This window comes from Nocardia sp. NPDC056564, assembly GCF_042793755.1.
Classification (GTDB): Bacteria; Actinomycetota; Actinomycetes; order Mycobacteriales; family Mycobacteriaceae; genus Nocardia.
On sequence record NZ_JBHTUR010000019.1, the window covers coordinates 156,826 to 174,333 of the forward strand.

The following is a 17,508-nucleotide window of genomic DNA, read 5'->3' on the forward strand; positions in this document are numbered from 1 at the left end:
TCGGCCGACCATGAGCCGGGTCCGGCGATCAGCTCTCGGCCGCGTCGCGGTAACCCCGAACGGCCAATGCCCCGAAGACCGCGACCAAACCCGCCGACCAGGCGAGCGTCTGCGACAACGGAACCGCGACCGGCCCACCGACGGTGAACCCGCGCATCGCCTCCACCGCGCAGCTGATCGGCTGGCCGCGCACGATCGGCTGGAGCCAACCGGGGTAGTTCTCGATCGGCACGAAACCCGAGTTGAAGAACATCGCGAGCAGCACTATCGCGGCGAAGATCTGCACCACCTTGTCGCCGATCCGGCTGACCCCCACCGCGATCACCATCGGCGTGAATCCCGCGATGACGATCACCGGCACGATCAGCACGCCAAGCACACCGAGCAGGCCCTGCTGGAAGCGCAGTCCGAGCACAACGCCGACTACCACCACGACCACCGTCGCCACCAATGCCCGCAGGCATTCGGCGAGCAGCCTGCCGATCAGCCCGGCCGAACGATGGATCGGCAGTACCCAGAAGCGGCGCAGCAGGCCGCTTTCCCGCTCGCCGTACAGCGAGAGGCCGGTGCCGGTCGCCCCGTACATCGCGCCGGCCACGGCGATCATCGGCACGAACCCGTAGATGGCGTCGGTACCGCCGCCGAGGTCGAGCGACTTGCTGAGCACCAGATCGAACATGAGCAGCAGCAGGATCGGCAGCACCAGGGTCGTGGTGACCACCTCCTGCTGCCTGCTCCAGCGGCGCAGCAGCCTGCCGGTTTCCACCAGGCTCTGATCGACCAGCGCGTTCATCGCCGCCGTCCTTCCACTCGCACCGACACGATCGCGCCCCCGGCCAGCAGCCCGATCACCCAGACGACGGCCACCACGGTGGTCGAGGTGTGCCTGCCTTCGGACAGCTCACGCAGTGCGGCCGCCACCTGCGAGACCGGTTGATTGCGCACGAAAGGCTGGATCCAGCCCGGGAATCCTTGCGCGGGAACGAAACCCGTCGACATCATGAGCAGCAGCAGCTGCGGCGCGAACAGCACCGTCGCGCCGAGTTCCGGATTCGCCGTCGCGGTGCCCAGCGCGTCGGCGGCGATGACCACGGCCGCCCCGAAGCCGAGCACCAGCACCAGGAAGGCCGCGGTGGGGCCGAAGCCGTGGAAGCGGAACCCGAACAGCGAGCCGATGACCAGCGCCCCGGCCAGCGCGGCGAGCGCGCGCACCGCGTTCGCGGAGATCCGGGCGGCGGGCGGTATCCAGGCCGGCACCGGCATGGCGCGCAGCCGAGTGCCCATGCCGCCCGCCACCTCGCGCGCCGCCCGATCGCCGGCGAACATGGCGGTGAAGAACATGGCCTGGATCGCGATCAGCGGCACCAGGTACTGCGCGTAATCGATCCCCGTCGCCTCCATCGAACGACGCAGCGGCAGATAGACGCAGACGAAGAAGGTCAGCGGCGCCGCGAACGCGAGCACCAGGTCGCCCTCGCGCACCGCGGCCCGAATACCGCGCCCGCTCAACGCGGTCCACTGCATCCCGTGCGGCACTCGCAGGATGGTGTCGGTGGTCATTTGACGGCCCCGGCGGGCTTGGTCAGTTCGATGAACACCTCATCGAGCGAGGGCCTGCGCAACGCGATGTCGATGAGTTCGATGTCGGCGTCGGTGATCCGGCGCAGCGCCTCGCCCAGAGTGGCGGCGCCGTCCGGCGCGGGCAGCGACACCCGGTCGGCGGACTCCGCGACGGTGATCTCGCCGAGCCCGGTCAGCGCGGTGACGACGGCGGGCAGGTCGCCGGGGTCGGCCGGGACCACCTCGCAGTAGCTCGCCCCGGTGCGCGCCTTGAGCTGGTCGGCCGTGCCCTCCGCGATCACCGTGCCCTGGTCAACGACAATGATGTTGTCGCTCAGCACATCCGCTTCCTCGAGGTACTGCGTGGTGAGCAGGATGGTGACGCCCTGCTGCTTGAGCGAGCGCACCAGTCCCCACAGGCTCTGCCTGCTCACCGGGTCGAGGCCGGTGGTCGGCTCGTCGAGAAAGACCACCTGCGGTGTCCGGACCAGGCCGCAGGCGATGTCGATGCGCCGCCGCATGCCCCCGGAGTACTGGCCGACCCGCCGATCGGCGGACCCGGTCAGCTCGAACTGGTCGAGCAGTTCGTCGGCGCGAGCCCGGGCTTCCTTGCGGCGCAGGCCCATCAGGCGACCGAACAGCACCAGGTTCTCCCGGCCGCTCAGCATCTCGTCCAACGCCGCGTACTGGCCGGTGAGCATGATGGAGGCACGGACCTCGGGCGCCTGCCGGACCACGTCGTATCCGGCCACCACGGCCCGCCCCGCGTCCGGCTTGGTCAGCGTCGACAGCACGGACACAGTGGTGGTCTTACCCGCCCCGTTCGGGCCGAGCACGCCGAGCACACTGCCTCGCGGCACCTGGAAGTCGATGCCGCGCAACGCCTTCACCTCGCCGAAGGACTTCTCCACGCCCTCTACGACGATCGCGTGCTCGGCCGAAGCCGCGGGCGCCCCCGTTACGCTGCTCGAATCCACCGTGCTGTCTCCGTCCCTGCTGCGAATCGTGTTCGGTCCCTGCGAATCCCGATCAGGGCGCACTCGGTAGCTCCGAGTCCGCCCTTACCTCCTGCCCGAAGCGGGCGGCTAACCCAGCAAAGTCACCACCTCGTCGAGCGACGCGCCGCCCAATATGGCGGTGACCGGCAGCTCGCGCTTCAGCTCGAGTTCGATGCGTTTGCGTAAGTCCAACGCCTGCAGCGAATCCAGGCCGAGCGCGACGAGCGGGATCGATCCGTCGATGGTCTCGGTGCGGTCCATGCCCATCACCGCGCGCAGGGCGAACTGCACCTGCTCGGCCGTGTTCGGCGCGACGGAACGGCCCGCCGCCGGTTCCGCCGCCGGGACGACGGCTACGGGCGCCTGCGTCACCTCGGCCGGCTCCTCGGGTAGGTCGCCCAGCTCCAAGGTGCTGAACAACGGGTCGAAACCGAAGGCGGAGAACAGGGTTGCCAGCCGGTCCCAGTCCGCGGTCGCGACGATCACGTTCTCCGCCTGCGCGGTGATACCCGCCGCGATCGCGCTGCCGGGTTCCATCGGCCGCAGGCCGGTTCCGCTGATCTTGGCCAGCGCGTCGGCCTGGTCGGCGCCGACCGCGCGCCACAGTCCCCACTGCACCGAGGTACTCGCGATGCCGCGACTGCGGTAGCGCGCGGCCGCCGCGTCGAGCATCCGGTTCACCGCGGCGTACACCGTGTGCCCGCGGCCGCCGATGGTCGCCGAGAGCGACGAACAGAGCACGATCCGACCGGCCGACGTGCGCGGGAAATGCCGGACCAGGTGCTCCAGCGCGAGTATCTTCGGCGCCGCCGCGGCACGCACCGACTCGGGGGTGACCTCGGCGGCCGCGCCGTAATCGACCGCGGCGTGCACGATCAGATCCGCAGGCGTACCGCGATATTTGTCGGACAGGGCGCGCACCGCGGCCTCGTCGGTGACGTCGCAGCGCCGGACGATCACCTCGGCGCTACCGATCTGCCTGATCCGCTCGATCCGCGCGAGCGACTCGGCGGCGCCGCCGGATCGGCTCAGCACGGTGATCCGTCCGGCGCCGTCCCTGGCGAAGCGTTCGCAGAGGTCGAGCCCGAGCTTTCCGGTACCGCCGACGATCACGATCTCGCGCAGGTCGGCGGGGGCGAGCGGCCGGACGGCCGAGACATCCTCGGCGACCAGCCGTTTCGCGTACACGCCGCCATCACGCAGCGCGAGCTCCGGTTCCCCGGCGGTGTGCAGCGCGACCATCAGCGCGTTGGCCGAGTCCGCGGCGGGCCTGCCGGGCGCGAGATCCACATGCCGGAACGAGACACCGAGGTGATCGGCGGCGAGGCACCGGAATCCGGCCTGCGCGCCGGCCTGGAAGAGACTCGGCACGTCCGCGTCGAGCACCTGCTCGCCGCCGACGGTGACCAGCCACACGTCGCGCACACCGTCGAGCCGGGGCAATCGCGCACGCTCGCCGAGGAATTCGGCGAGTTCGGCCACCGCCGCGTCGGCCGCCAGGTCGCCCAGTTCCGGCAACACGATGACGGCGGTGTCGACAACCGTTCCGGCATCGCGCGACGCGGTGTCGACGATCGACACACCGTGCCGCGCGGCGGCGTCCTGGAGTGCGGACACCAGCTCGGCGCTGCGGCCACCGTGATCCAGCACCGCCATGGTGCGCGGCGGCACCAGCGCGCGGCTGCCCAGCCGCGCCCACCGTTCGGTAATGCGCTGCGCGGGAACGGTCTTCGTGTCTTCGATGGCAGCGCTCGCCGGCGCGCTGCCGGTCGCCGCCGGAGCCCCGGCGTGGTCGTAGGCGGCCCACAGCTGCTTCGGGTTCATCTGGGTGTTGGGGAAGTCGAGCAGCGGAAGCCGCGGTGCGGCCGTCGAATTCGTGCGCAACGCGGACCAGTCGTAGCCGAGATCGCTGACCGCGACGAGACCAAGGTTGCGGGTGAACTCGCGCAGATCGGTGGCCGATCGGCGGGAGGTTCCGATTGTCTGGAAGTCGCGCTGCGGGGTAACGGCGCTCAGGTTCTCCTGTACCGCGAGGAACAGCGCCGGATGATCGGCGATCTCGAGGAAGGTGTCCACCCCGCGCTCGGTCGCGAGGGCGATCGCCAGGTCGAAGCGAACCCGGTTGCGCAGGTTCCAATACCAGTAGTCCCCCACCGGCAGATCGGGGGTGATCGCGGTGCCGAGGGTGGACCCGATGCACTCGATCTCGGTCGCCGCGAACTCCGGTCGATCGAGTTTCGCGGCCAGCGAGTTGTCCAGGAAGCTGTCCCGGAACTCGGTCACCACGGAGGTGTGCGCCGGGTACCCGACGCGAATCTCCTTGGCGAACTTGCCCTGTTCGGTCAGCTCGGCCACCACGGCGGCGACCGTCGGGCTCTCCCCGCCGATGGCGAGCACATGCGGGGAATTGATCACCGACAGCTCCGCCCAGCCGGAGTGCCGGGCCAGGATGGCCTCGCACTCCTCGCGGTCCACGCCGACCACGGCCATCGAATACTTGTCTTCCCGGCCCACCTGCTTGGCCAGGGTGTCGACGAGCCCGCCGCGCATGGTCACCACGCGCACGGCGTCGGCCAGCGTGATCACGCCGGACACCACGCCCGCGGCCAGCTCGCCCTGGCTGTGCCCGACGGTGACGCCCGGGGTGACCCCGGCGGCCCGCCACATCGCGGCGAGCCCGATCATCTGCATGAACAGCGCGGGCTGCACGATGCGCAACAGGTTGTGTCCCGGATCGGCTTCGGCGAGCAGGTAGGACCGCGGCGAGAACTCGAACAGGTCCTGGAAGACCGCCTCCGCCTCGTCCACCGCGGTCTTGAACGCGGGGGAATGTGCGTAGAGCATCCGGCCCATTCCGGGGTATTGGCTGCCCTGGCCGGGGAAGATGTAGCCGATCCGGCGCCGCTTGGCCGCGTTCCCGGTGGCGACGACCGACGCATGCGGCTCACCGTTCGCGACCGCACCCAGCGCCGCGATGAGCTCGGCGCGCTCGGTGACCATGGCCAGCGCGCGGTACCGGCGCGCGACCCGGGTCCGGAAGAGCATGTCGGCGACCTGATCGGGACCGACCTCGGGATGATCACCGAGGTAGGACCGGATGGCCGCGGCCTCACGGCGCAGCGAATCCGCCGTGTCCGAGGACAACAGCACCGGAATGCTGCCGTCCGGAAGTCGGTGCTCAGACATGGATCTCCTCCTCCAGCGCGGGCATCGCGAGGATCGCGTGCGCGTTCGTGCCCGCGACGCCGAACGACGAGACAGCGGCGTATCGCACCCCGTCCCGGGCTACCCAGTCCTCCAGTCGTTCGGCCAGGCGCAGACCCGAGTGCGCCCAATCCAGCTGGGCGGTCGGGTTTTCCGTGTGCCTGGTGGGAGCTATCTGCCCGTGCAGGCCGCTCAGCAGCACCTTGATCAGGCCGAGCATGCCCGCGGCGGCCTGCGCGTGGCCGAGATTCGACTTGACCGAGCCGAGCCGTGGGCTGTCGTCCCGCTCCCCCGCCGCGCCGTATACCTTTGCCAGCGCGGCCAATTCGAGTGGGTCGCCGACCGCCGTGCCGGTCCCGTGCCCCTCGATCATCCCGACCAGCTCCGGCGCGATGCCCGCGGTACGGACCGTCTTGGCGATCAGCTCGGCCTGCGCCTCGGCACTCGGCACCGCGATCGGCGCACCGGCGCCGTTGTGGTTCACCCGGGTGGCCAGAATCCGGCCGTACACCCGGTGGCCGAGCCGCCGCGCGCGCGATTCCCGTTCCAGCACAACGACGCCCGCGCCTTCACCCCACAGGGTGCCGAGCGCGTCGGCCGAGTACGGCTTGCACTGCCCGTCCGTGGACAGCGCGTTCGCCTTGGCGAACTCGAAGAACCCGGCGAGCGAGCCCATCACGCAGACGCCACCGGCCAGCGCCCAGTCGCAGTCACCGTTGCGGATCGCGGACGCCGCGAGATGCACCGCGGACAACGACGACGCGCAGGCGGTATCCACCGTCATCGACGGGCCGGACAGTCCGAGCGCGTGCGAGATCCGCCCGGCGACCGCGCCCAGCGCCGCACCGGTCGCCCGATATCCGGTGTGCTCGTTGGCCTCGTCGCCGCGTGGACCGTACTCGGTGTAGGAAGCTCCCATGTAGCAACCGATTTCGTCGCCCGCCAGGCTCGCCGGATTGATCCCGGCGTTCTCCAGAGCCCGCCAGGCCACCCGAAGCGCAACTCGCTGTTGGGGATCCATCGCGACCGCTTCGCGCGGGCTGATCCCGAAGAACATCGGATCGAATTCGGCTGCGCCGTCGAGGAAGCCGCCCGCGTCCTGGACCCGGCTCCAGCCCTCGGTGCCGCCCTGCGCCAGGAGCCGGTCGATCGGCCACCCACGGTCGCGCGGGAACGGACCGAGCAGATCGCGGGATTCGGCGAGAGCGGACCAGTACGCGGCGAGCGTGTCGATGCCGCCCGGCGCCTCGACCGCCAGGCCCGCGACGACGATCGGATCGTCCTCGATCGACTGCCCGCTCATCGGGCGACCTCCGCTGAATTCGGCTCGGCGGAGAGGATTTCCGCGATGCCCTCGACATGGTCGTTGAGGTAGAAGTGGCCGCCGTCGAACATCGACGCCCCCAGCGGCCGTTCGGTATGCCGTTGCCAGGCGAACAGATCGCCGATGCCGACGAATTCGTCCTCGCTACCGCCCATGACCTGGATACGGGTGTCGACGGTGACGTCTTCGGCACAGGTGTAGGCGTCGAACGCGCGGTAGTCACCCTTCAAGGCGGGCAACGCCATCCGCATCACCTCCCGGTTCGCCAGCAGATCGGCGCCGGTGCCCTGCAACCCGCCGACGTGATCGAGCAGTTCGTCGTCCTCGGTCGGGTGCGGCGGTTTGTCGGCCACCTGCCAGGGCGCGCAGGCGCCGGAGACGCCCAGCAGCCGCACCGGCACGCCCGCGGCGTCGGCCAGCCTGGCGAATTCGAAGGCCACCATCGTGCCCATGCTGTGGCCGAAGAGGGTGATCGGCACGCCGCGGTTGAACGGCGACCCGGCGAACTCGTCGAACGCGCCGCCCGCGGTCTCCTGGATGGTGCCGCGCACCGGCTCCTGCGCCCGATCCTGCCGGCCCGGGTACTGCAGCAGGATCACGTCGAAGGTCACGCTGAGCGCCTTGGAGAACGGCCGGTAGGCCGAGGCGCCGCCGCCCGCGTGCGGACAGATCACCAGTGGTGGATTGTCCGCGGACCGCGGTCTGTGGAACTTTCGGATCCAGCCCGGTGTACTAGCCATTACCTGATCTCCTGCCTGGCACCGCGATTGCGCTGCGTCACTGCCACATCCGTCGCATGACCAACATCCCCAGGTCCGCGTCGTCGAGGATCGCGGTGTCGCCGATGCGGCGATCGGCGTCCTCGGCGATGGCGCGCAGGGTGTTGGTGAAAGCGGATTCGATGATCTGAATGTCGTTGTCGTCGAAGGAGTCCTCGGCGTAGAAGACGACGGCCTGCAGGGGTTCACCCGGGAACAGCAGGTCCGCGGGGAAGATCATGAGGAGCAGCGCGTTGTCGGTGGCGCCGCGCCCCTCGAACGACACCAGGTCGAGTTGCGCTTCGCCGAGCAGCCGCACCAGTTCGTCGCGGCCCGACGGGTAGGACTGGAAGACGAACATGCTGTCGAACAGCCTGCGCGCGCCCGCGACGCGGTTGGCCGAGGTCAGCCGGTACTGCTGGAACTCCATGAGGCCGGCGCGCCGCCGCTGGACGTCGGTCAGCCGGTCCCGCCAGGTCTGCTCGGCGGGTAGCTCGATGGCGACCGGCACGGTGTTCACGAAGCAGCCGATGGCGTTGTCCACCTCGTCGAGGTCTGCCGGGCGGCCGGCCACGACCTCACCGAAAACCGCTGCGTCGCCGCCGGTTACATAGCGCAGCACGTTGGCCCAGGCCAATTGGCAGACCGTGCTCAGCGTGGTGCCCGCCACGGCGGCCAGCTCGGTCAGCGCGTCCGCGACCGCGGCATCGATCGGGAAGCGGTGTGCCACCGGCACTCCCGAGCCGCCGGGCACCCGGTTCGGTGCGACCACGCACGGCTGGACGCCGGCGAGGTACTCGTTCCACACCTCCTCGGTCGCTTGCTCGCGATCCTCGGTCAGGCGCAAGAACTCGGCGAAAGTCGCAGGGTTGCCGAGCGGTTCCGCGGTGCCGCCGCTGGCGTAGTCGGCGAAGATCTCGCGCGGCAGCAGCTGGCCGGACCAGCCGTCGGTCAGGATGTGGTGCGAGGCCAGCACCAGCATGTGCGCCGAGTCGGGCAGGTGCACCACGGTCGCGCGCATCAGCGGCCCGCGGGACAGATCGAACACGCCCGCCTGATCGGCGTCCAGGAACTCCAGCAGTCGTGCTTGCGCGTCCGGTGCGGTCGAGAGGTCGACCTCCTCGACGAGGAAGTCCATCCGGTCGGCGACGATGGCGTGCGGCTGCCCCGCGTGTGACACCGAAATGGCCACGCGCAGATTCGGATACCGATTCAGCACGGCGTTCAGCGAGCGGGTCAGCCGCGGGACGTCCAGCGTCCCGCGCACGGTGATCGTGGTCTGCACGGTGTATGCGTCGCGGCCCGCGTTGCTGATCGCGGTGAAATACAACCCGGCCTGTAGCGGTGCGAGCGGATACACATCGGCGCAGCGGGGGTAGAGCGATTGCCAGCGATCGAGGTCGAGTTGGGTCACGTCGCGGGCGAGCACGTCGCTCGGGGTCAGTCGCCGTGCCGGATTCTGGCGTACGGTCTCGGCCAGCTCGCCCAGCGCAGCGGTCCACAGCTCGGCGAATTCACGGACCGCGGCCTCGGCCATCGCGCCGGACGGGAACCGGAAGGACGCCCGGAGCCGCGGAGCGTCGTTGTCCAGTAGGGCGACCGTGTTGATGTCGAGCAGCGCGGGCGCGGGCATGGCGGGGTTCGCGTGACCGCCGAGGTAGCCGAATTCCGGTGCGGCGTCCCAGTCCCGCGCCGCGTCGGCGACGGTGAAGCGGCCCATGTAGTTGAAGCTCAGCTGGGGTGAGGCAGCACCGGCGAGCCGGGGAGCGGTGCCGGGATCGAGCCACCGGAGCAGGCCCCAGCCGATGCCGGAATCGGGCACGGCGCGCAGCTGCTCCTTGACCGCTTCGACCGCCCCGACCATCTCCGCGTCCGCCGCGATGTCCAGCGCGACCGGATAGGCGGTGGTGAACCACCCCACGGTGTTGGCGAGATCCACTCCGGCGAACAGGCTTTCGACGCGGCCGTGCCGCTCCATGGTCAGCGCGACCGGGCCCGCGTCCCGGTCGCGGGCCTGCCGGAACCGCCGGGTCGCCACGGCGAGCGCCGCCACCTGGATGTCGAGGAAGTCGCAGCCGAAGGCCTGTGCCGCGGTGGTCATCAGGTACCTGGTGTCGGCGATGTCCAGCTCGGCGGTGACCTCGCGCACCGTCGCGACGGTATCGACGGCGGCATCGAAGGCGCGGTCGCCGAGCAGCGGGTCGGCGCTGTCCGCGATCCGCTGCCAGAACGGCAGGGTCTCGGTCACCGGATCGGTCCGCGCGAGCCGGACCAGGCTGGCGTTCCACGCCTGCACCGACGTGCCGAGGTCGGCCGCCGAAAGCTCCTCGTGCGCCCAGAGTCTGCGCAGATCCTCGTGGATGACGCGCCAGGACACGCCATCGACCACCAGGTGGTGCAGCACCAGCAGCAGCCGGCCGGCGGACCCGTCGCCGGCGTGTACCCAGGCCGCACCGACCATCCGGCCCGCGGCGGGATCGAGCGATTCGGCGATCGCGCGCAGCTGCTCGTTCAGCACCTCGGTCGCGGTCGATGTCCATGCGGCGCTGTCGATCTCGACATCGATGAGACCGGGGTGGGTGAACGGCTCGCCGCCCCGCGGCACGTAGTAGGCGGTGCGGCCGTCCGGGCCGGTCGCCAGCCGGGCACGCAGCAGCGGATGCCGGTCGACCAGCCGGTGCAGGACGGTGGTCAGCCGCTCGACCGAGCTGTCCGCCGGGGTCACCACGGCCGTGGCCTGACTGTAGGCGGCGTAGTCCGCGCTCTGCTCGGTCAGCGACGTGGCGATCGGGTTGAGCGGAATCCATCCGGCGCCGTCGCCGGATTCGACCAGTGCGGGCGCGGTGGACAGGTCGATCGGCACGGTGGCCGCGGCGATCAGCGCGACGGTGCGGGCCGCGAACAGCGCGCTGGTGGTGATCAGCAGGCCGCGCTTCTTGAGCGCCGATGCCATCCGGATCGCGCTGATGGAATCGCCGCCGAGCGCGAGGAAGTCGTCGTCGGCGGCCAGTTCGACCCGCTCGGCGAGCCCGAGCACCTGCCGGATCACCGCGGCGACCGCCTGCTCGGCCGGGTCGCGCAGGGCACGACCGCGACCGGTGCCACCGCCGAGATCCGGCACCGGCAGGGCCCTGCGGTCCAGCTTTCCGTTCGCGGTGAGCGGCAGCTCGGCCAATTTCACCAGCGCCGAGGGGATCATGTAGTCGGGCAGCCGGTCGGCGAGGCGATCCCGGATGGCGCCGGAGTTCTCGGCCTCGGTGCCGGACTCGTACGCCGAGCCGGGCTCGGGCACGTAGTACGCGACCAGGGCCGCGTCGGTGTCGCGGTTGATCGCGATCGCCGCGGCGGACGCGATGCCCGGAACCCGGCGCAGCACCGAGCCGACCTCGCCGAGTTCGATCCGGTGGCCACGCACCTTGACCTGATCATCGATCCGGCCGAGGTACTCCATGCTGCCGCTGGGATGCCAGCGCACGACGTCGCCGGAGCGGTACATCCGCGCGCCGGGTGCGTCGGCGAAGGGGCAGGCGACGAAGGCGGCCGAGCTCAGGCCGGGGCGGTGGTGGTAACCCTGCGCGAGTTGAATTCCGCCCAAATACAATTCGCCGGTCACCCCGGGCGGCACCGGTCGCAAACCTTCGTCGAGCACGTAGACGTCGGAATTCGATTCGGGCAGCCCGATCAACGCGGCGCGGAAATCCTCCGGCGCGGCGAGCGCGCCCGCGAAGTTCTCGTGCATGAGGTCCATCGCCGCCTCGGTCGGACCGTAGAGGCCGAGCACGGTGCCGCCGAACACCCGGCTCGCCTCCTCGACCAGCGGCGGCGGCACCGCCTCGCCGCCGAGGTAGACGAACCGCACCGAGCGCAGGCGGGCGGGATCGGGCCCGGCGTCGAGGAAGGCCCGGGTGACGCTCGGCACCAGGGACAGCTGGGTGATCCGGTGCCGATCGATGATGTCGGCCAGCGCCTGCACGTCGGCCTGCCACCAATCCGGCGGCGGCAGCACGGTGGTGGAGCCGGTGCACAGCGCGTTCACCAGTTCGAAGACCGAGACATCGAATCCGATCGGCGCCTTCTGCAGGATTCGCTCGGCGCCGAAGCCGAGCTGGTCGCGCATCCACTGGACGTGACTGGCGACCGCGCGATGGTTGATCACCACGCCCTTCGGCCTGCCCGTGGTGCCCGAGGTGTAGAGCAGGTAGGCGGCGTCGAGCGGGCGGAGGGGGCGGGTGAGTTCGCCGGGCCGGACCGCGGTGGCGTCGATCCCTTCCGCCGCCTGCTCGGCCGGGTCGGCGAGATCCAGGATCGGCACGCCCGCAACGTGTTCCGGATCGAGCAACCGGCCGGGACCGGCGGCACGCACGAGCAAGGCGGGTTGCGCATCGCCGAGCATGAATTCGACGCGGTCGGCGGGGTAGCTCGGGTCGATCGGCACATACACGGCGCCCGCGCGCAGCACGGCCGCGAACACCACGGGCAGCCATTCGCTGCGCTCGGCGAAGACACCGACCCGGTCGCCGGTGCGCACGCCGCGCTCGAGCAGCCTGCGGGCGAGACGATTGACCCGCGTGTCGAATTCGGCGTAGGTGAGCTCGCTGTCGCCGAACACCACGGCGACCCGATCGGGATGGTCGCGCGCCGAATCGCGGATCATCGCGTCGACGGTGGCCGGCTCGACCGGCACCCGGTCGCCCCGCGACCAGGCCAGCACCGCCGCGCGATCCGCGGGCGAGAGCACGAGCAACTCGTCCACCCTGCGGTCTGCCGCGGCCCCGGCCAGCGTCTGATCGATGTAGTCGTGCAGCCGCTCGATCGTCGACGCGTCGAAAAGGTCTGTCCGATAGGTGATCTGCACATCGACCCGGTCGCTGTGCAGGAACGCCTCGACCGCGATCGGCAGCAGCGACGCGCCGTGATCGGCCAGCCGCCAGCTGGTGACCGCGCCGGGCAATTGCGGTCCGTCGATCTTCTGGTCCAGGAACAGCACCATGGTGTCGAACAGGGCGGAGCCGACGTTTCCGGTGGCGCGGTTGACCGCGCGGACCACGCCCTCCTGCGGGAAGTTCTTGTGCCGGAACGCATCCGTCGTCACGGTGCGCACGTACTCGACCAGCTCGGCGAACGTGCCGCCGCCGGGACGGTCCCCCGGCGGGTTCAACCGCAACGGAAGCGTGTTGCTGAAGTTGCCGATCAGCAGCTCCATCCCGGGCTCTTCGCGGTTGGCGACGGTGGTGCCGACCACCACATCGGCCTGACCCGTGAGCTGGCGCAGCGCAACGTAATACGCGGCCAGGAACACCGAGAACGGAGTGGTGCGCAGGGTCGCGCCGAGGTCGCGCAGGGCGGCGTCCGCGGCCGGCCCGAGCAGCCGGTCCAGGCGCCTGCCGGTTTCGGTGACGACCGGGGGCCGCCGGTTGTACGGCAGCGGCAATTCCGGCACTTCACCGTCGAATCGACCGGCCCAGAAGTCGCTGTCCGCACCGTGATCGGCGCTGGCGAAGCGATCCTGCTCCCACTCGGCGAAGTCGGCGACCTGGCGGCGCAGCGGCTCGACGGTGATCGGTCCGGTCAGCGCCGCGCGGTAGAACCGCTCGACATCCTTCGACAGGGCGGGCAAGGTCATGCCGTCCCAGGCGATGTGCTGGATCACCACGATGACGACCAGGCGGCGCGGGCGGACCCGGACGAAGTCGAGCCGCAGGGACGATTCGTTCGACAGGTCGAAGGTCTCGTGCGCGGCCGCCTCGATCTGCGCGGTCAGCCTGCGCTCCGCCGCACCGGCCTCGACCCCGGTCAGATCGAGCTCGCGCACGCGGGGCGCCAGCTCCGGATGGATCTGCTGATACGGGTTTCCGTGCTCGTCGTTGTGATAGGTGGTGCGCAGCACCTCGTGTCGCCGCACCAGGGCCAGAAAGGCTTGCCGCAGTGCGTCGTCGACGACCTCGCCGTCGAAGGTCAGCGCCAGGCACAGGTTGTACGCGGTGCTGTCCGGCGAGATCTGCTGGTGTGCCCACACATAGCGTTGCCCGAACGACATGGCGGCGCGGGCCGGATCCCGGCGCCGCGGGACGGTGGGCGTGCTTGCCAGCCCTTCGGCGGCGAGCCTGGCCCGCATCGCCTCCTGTAGGTCTTCCAGCGATCGCATTACGTCAAACCACTCTTTCTCGAACTATCCGGTGCGGCCGGCGATTCCGCGCTACACCAGGGCCGGAGCCGGGCCGAGCTCGGCCAGCTCGAGCAGGATCCGGGCGACGTGCACCAGCCGGTCCGGCGTCGGCTCGGCGGCCAGCAGGCCCGCGCTGATCCGGCGCACGGTGCGACCCTCGAGCACCCCGGTCACGCCGAAGCCGTCCACCGCGAGCAGGCCGCGGAGCTGCCCGGTCAGCGTGGTCGCCAGGATCGAGTTGCCGCCGGCGTCGAAGAAGTCCGTGTCGACGCCGAGCCGGTCGCGCCCGAGCACCTGGGCGGTGATGTATTCGACCGCGGCCTCCACCTCGTTCGCCGGGGGCACGTAGCCGGTACCGGTGTCGGCGTCCTCGGTGAACCGGGCGGCGATCGCGGCCCGGTCGAGCTTGCCGTTGGCGGTGAGCGGAAGCGCGTCGAGCACCTCGACGATGTCGGGAATCATGTAGGCGGGCAGCAGTTCCCGCAGCCGCTCGCCGAGTTCGGCGACCTCGACCGGTCCGTCCGCGGTCACGGCCGCGGCGAGCCTGCCCGCCGCGGTGATCACCACGACGGCCGAGCGCACCGGCGCGAGCGTGGCCAGCGCCGACTCGACCTCGCCGAGTTCGACCCGGTAGCCGCGAATCTTGACCTGGTGGTCGGACCGCCCGAGGAAGTCGACGGTGCCGTCCGGCAGATAGCGGGCCAGATCACCGGTCCGGTACCAACGCATGCCGTCGACCCGGACGAACCGATCCGCCGTTCGGTCGGCGTCGCCGCGGTAGCCGTCGGCGACGCTCGCGCCGCCGATCCAGAGTTCGCCGGGCACCCAGTCGGGGCAGTCCTCGCCGCGCTCGTTGACCACGCGCAGGCGGACGTTCGCCAGCGGCGTGCCATAGGGCACGTCGACCCATTCGGCGGGGAAATCGTCGGTGACCTCGCAGACGGTGGAGTGGATCGCGGTTTCGGTGGTACCGCCGAGGCCGACGAAGCGCAGGCCGGGCACCAGGGCGCGGGCACGTTGCGCGAGTTGGGTTTTCACCTTGTCGCCGCCGGTGAGCACGAGCCGCAGCGTGCGCAGCTGATCGGGCGCGGCGAGATCGAGCAGCATGCCGATCAGGCCGGGCGCGCAGTTGAGCACGGTGACACCGGCGTCGGCGATGAGCGCGGCCCACGCGGCGGCGTCCCGCTCGATCTCCGCGTCGACGCAGGCGAGCGCGCCGCCGACCGACAGCGGCGCGACGATGTCGTAGACCGACAGGTCGAAACCCAAGGCGGACAGGCCGATCAGGCGATCGCCCGCGCCGAGGCCGAACCGGGTGCCGATCGCGTCGACGGTGTTGGCCGCGGCGCGGTGACTGACCTCCACGCCCTTGGGCTCGCCGGTGGATCCCGAAGTGAACAGCACGTAGGCGAGGGCATCCGGTGTGGTTACCACCGGTTCGTCCAAAGGTGTTGCGGTCAAGGCGGTTCCGAGCGCGATACCGGTCACCGAGCCCGGCAATGCGTCCGCGTGGTCGACCAGAGCGACCCGTACACCCCCGCGCGCGAGGATCCGGTCCCGACGCGCGTTCGGCTGGTCGGTGCCGATCGGGAGGTAGGCCGCGCCCGCGGCGAGCACCCCGAGCACGGCCGGAATCTGCCGGTGTCCCTTCGGGATCACGATCGCGACGGTGTCGCCGGGCTCGACGCCCGCGTCGACCAGCGCGCGGGCGACCGCCAGCGCCTGCGCGGACAGTTCGCCGTAACCGGCCGACCCGCCGTCGCGCCAGCGCAGCGCCACCCGTTCCGGATGCTGCCGCGCCAGCGCGAAGAACGCGTCGTGCAGGGTGCGCTCGCCCAGATCCATGGCGCTGTCGTTCGCTGAATCCCGCACCGCGCGCTGGGCTTCCGGCAGCGCGATGCGCAGTTCCGCGGACCAATCGGCGTCCGGCCGCACGAGTGCGTCCAGGGTGGCGCGGAATTCGGCGAACATCGCCTCGGCGACGCCGACGGGCAGCGCGTCGCGGCGGATGTCCCAGTTCACCAGCAATCCGCCGGCCAGCTCCACGACCTGCGCGTCCAGGTCTACCTGCGGTCCCTGCGAGAGGATCCAGACCGGCTCGCCGAAGACGCGAGTCACCCGCTCGGAGAACAACTCCCCCAGATCGAGCCCCGAGGTGAAGACCACCGACGGAGTGACCGGCGCCCCACGCGATCTGCCGAGATCGCGCAGTACATCGAGCCCCTCGTAGCCGGCGTGCGCGGCCGCGGTGTGCAGCTCCCGCTGTAACCGCTTCGCCCTGGCCACCATCGACTCCGTCGTGCGGGCGTCGACATCGACCAGCACGGAATTGGTGAAATCGCCGACCACCCGGTCGATGTCGTCGTGCAGCGGCTCCCGGGCGAACAGCGGCAGGTTCAGCAGGAAACGCTGCCGGGCCGACCAGCGCGCGACGGCCTCGCTGAACACGGTGGCCAGCGCGACGGCCGGGGTCACGCCGTTACCGTGGGCGTACTGCTGCAAGCGGGCCTTGCCCGCGGGATCGAACCAGTGGTGCAACCGGATGCTGCGCGCAGGGTCCTGGCGCTCGTGCTCCGGAACGACCGGCAGCGCGGGAATGTCGGGCAGCGTCGGCACTTTCCGCGCCCACCACTGCTGGTCGGCCGAATTGTCCGGCGCGGTGCGCGCTTTGGCAGCAAGGTATTCGCGGAAGGTGACGCCGAGCGGCGGGAGTGCGTCGTCGTCGGCCTCGTACAGCGTGGCCAGGTCGTCGAGGATGCGGCGGTAGCTCTGCGCGTCGGCGGCGACCATGTCGACGTCGAGATGCAGGCGGTGCGCGCCGTCCGGCAGCACCGTGACGGCGATGTCCACCACCTGTCCGGCGGCCACGTCCATGCGCTGATGACTCTTGTCCTGACGGATCCGGTTCAGCTCGGCCTCGACGTCGGCCGCGCCGCGCGCGCTCAGGTCGAGCGTGTGGCACACCGGAACCAGCGGCTCCGGCAGGATCCGCTGCGTGCCGCTGTCCAGGAACTGGGCGCGCAGCATCGCGTGGTGGCGCACCAGCCGGTCGGCCGCGCGGCGCATCCGATCCGCGTGCAGGCCACGACCGTCGAATTCGACATAGAGGTGGGCCGCCACGCCGCCGAGCCGCTGATCCTGCCTGCGGCCGACCCAGTAGGCGTGCTGCATCGTCGCCAGCGCGAATTCGTCGGTGGCGGCACCGGTCTCGGCGACCGAGGCCGGGGCGGGTTCTTCGGCGATGTGGCTTACACCCAGCAACTCCGCCCACGCGGCGATCGTCGGGGACAGCGCCAGCGTGGAACTGCGCACGTCGTAGCCCTGTTTACGCCATTTGGCCGCCAGGTGCATGAGCTTCATCGAGTGCATGCCGAGACTGACCAGATCGTCGTGGTAGCCGACCGTTTCGGGTGCCACTCCCAGATCCGCCGCCACCAGGTCGCGTAGTTCTGCCTTGCCGAGCATCGGACTCCTCACCAGCCGAGAAGCAGCCCATCG

At 70.6% G+C, this 17,508-nt stretch carries 8 protein-coding genes; all 8 read right to left on the reverse strand.

The genetic code is table 11. From position 1 onward, the window contains the following. Positions 1-28: 28 nt before the first annotated feature. The 8 genes from ACFQ9K_RS35240 to ACFQ9K_RS35275 all read right to left on the reverse strand — a co-directional run bounded on the left by ACFQ9K_RS35240 (position 29) and on the right by ACFQ9K_RS35275 (position 17,475). Complete coding sequence (locus ACFQ9K_RS35240; protein ID WP_378713377.1) at positions 29-793, reverse strand: ABC transporter permease; 765 nt, start codon at positions 791-793, stop codon at positions 29-31. Further along, the gene (locus tag ACFQ9K_RS35245) at positions 790-1,560 is read right to left on the reverse strand and encodes an ABC transporter permease (RefSeq protein WP_378713379.1); all 771 of its coding nucleotides are present in this window, start codon (positions 1,558-1,560) and stop codon (positions 790-792) included. Before ACFQ9K_RS35245 ends, ACFQ9K_RS35240 begins: the two co-directional genes overlap by 4 nt. Beyond that, positions 1,557-2,537 (reverse strand): ATP-binding cassette domain-containing protein, encoded by a 981-nt coding sequence (locus ACFQ9K_RS35250; protein ID WP_378713381.1) that lies wholly within the window; start codon positions 2,535-2,537, stop codon positions 1,557-1,559. The genes ACFQ9K_RS35245 and ACFQ9K_RS35250 overlap by 4 nt, the downstream gene beginning before the upstream one ends. Positions 2,538-2,645: 108 nt before the next feature. After that, entirely contained in the window at positions 2,646-5,744 is a 3,099-nt protein-coding gene (gene nbtC, locus ACFQ9K_RS35255; protein ID WP_378713382.1) for a nocobactin polyketide synthase NbtC, read from the reverse strand. Further along, positions 5,737-7,065, reverse strand: a complete 1,329-nt coding sequence (locus tag ACFQ9K_RS35260) for a polyketide synthase (protein WP_378713384.1) — start codon at positions 7,063-7,065, stop codon at positions 5,737-5,739. The genes nbtC and ACFQ9K_RS35260 overlap by 8 nt, the downstream gene beginning before the upstream one ends. Continuing rightward, positions 7,062-7,826 (reverse strand): thioesterase II family protein, encoded by a 765-nt coding sequence (locus tag ACFQ9K_RS35265; protein ID WP_378713385.1) that lies wholly within the window; start codon positions 7,824-7,826, stop codon positions 7,062-7,064. The genes ACFQ9K_RS35260 and ACFQ9K_RS35265 overlap by 4 nt, the downstream gene beginning before the upstream one ends. Before the next feature lie 37 nt (positions 7,827-7,863). Then, complete coding sequence (locus tag ACFQ9K_RS35270; RefSeq protein ID WP_378713387.1) at positions 7,864-13,989, reverse strand: amino acid adenylation domain-containing protein; 6,126 nt, start codon at positions 13,987-13,989, stop codon at positions 7,864-7,866. 51 nt (positions 13,990-14,040) lie between these two features. After that, on the reverse strand, positions 14,041-17,475 hold the full coding sequence (locus ACFQ9K_RS35275) for an amino acid adenylation domain-containing protein (RefSeq protein WP_378713389.1): 3,435 nt from the start codon (positions 17,473-17,475) through the stop codon (positions 14,041-14,043). Positions 17,476-17,508 lie beyond the last annotated feature (33 nt).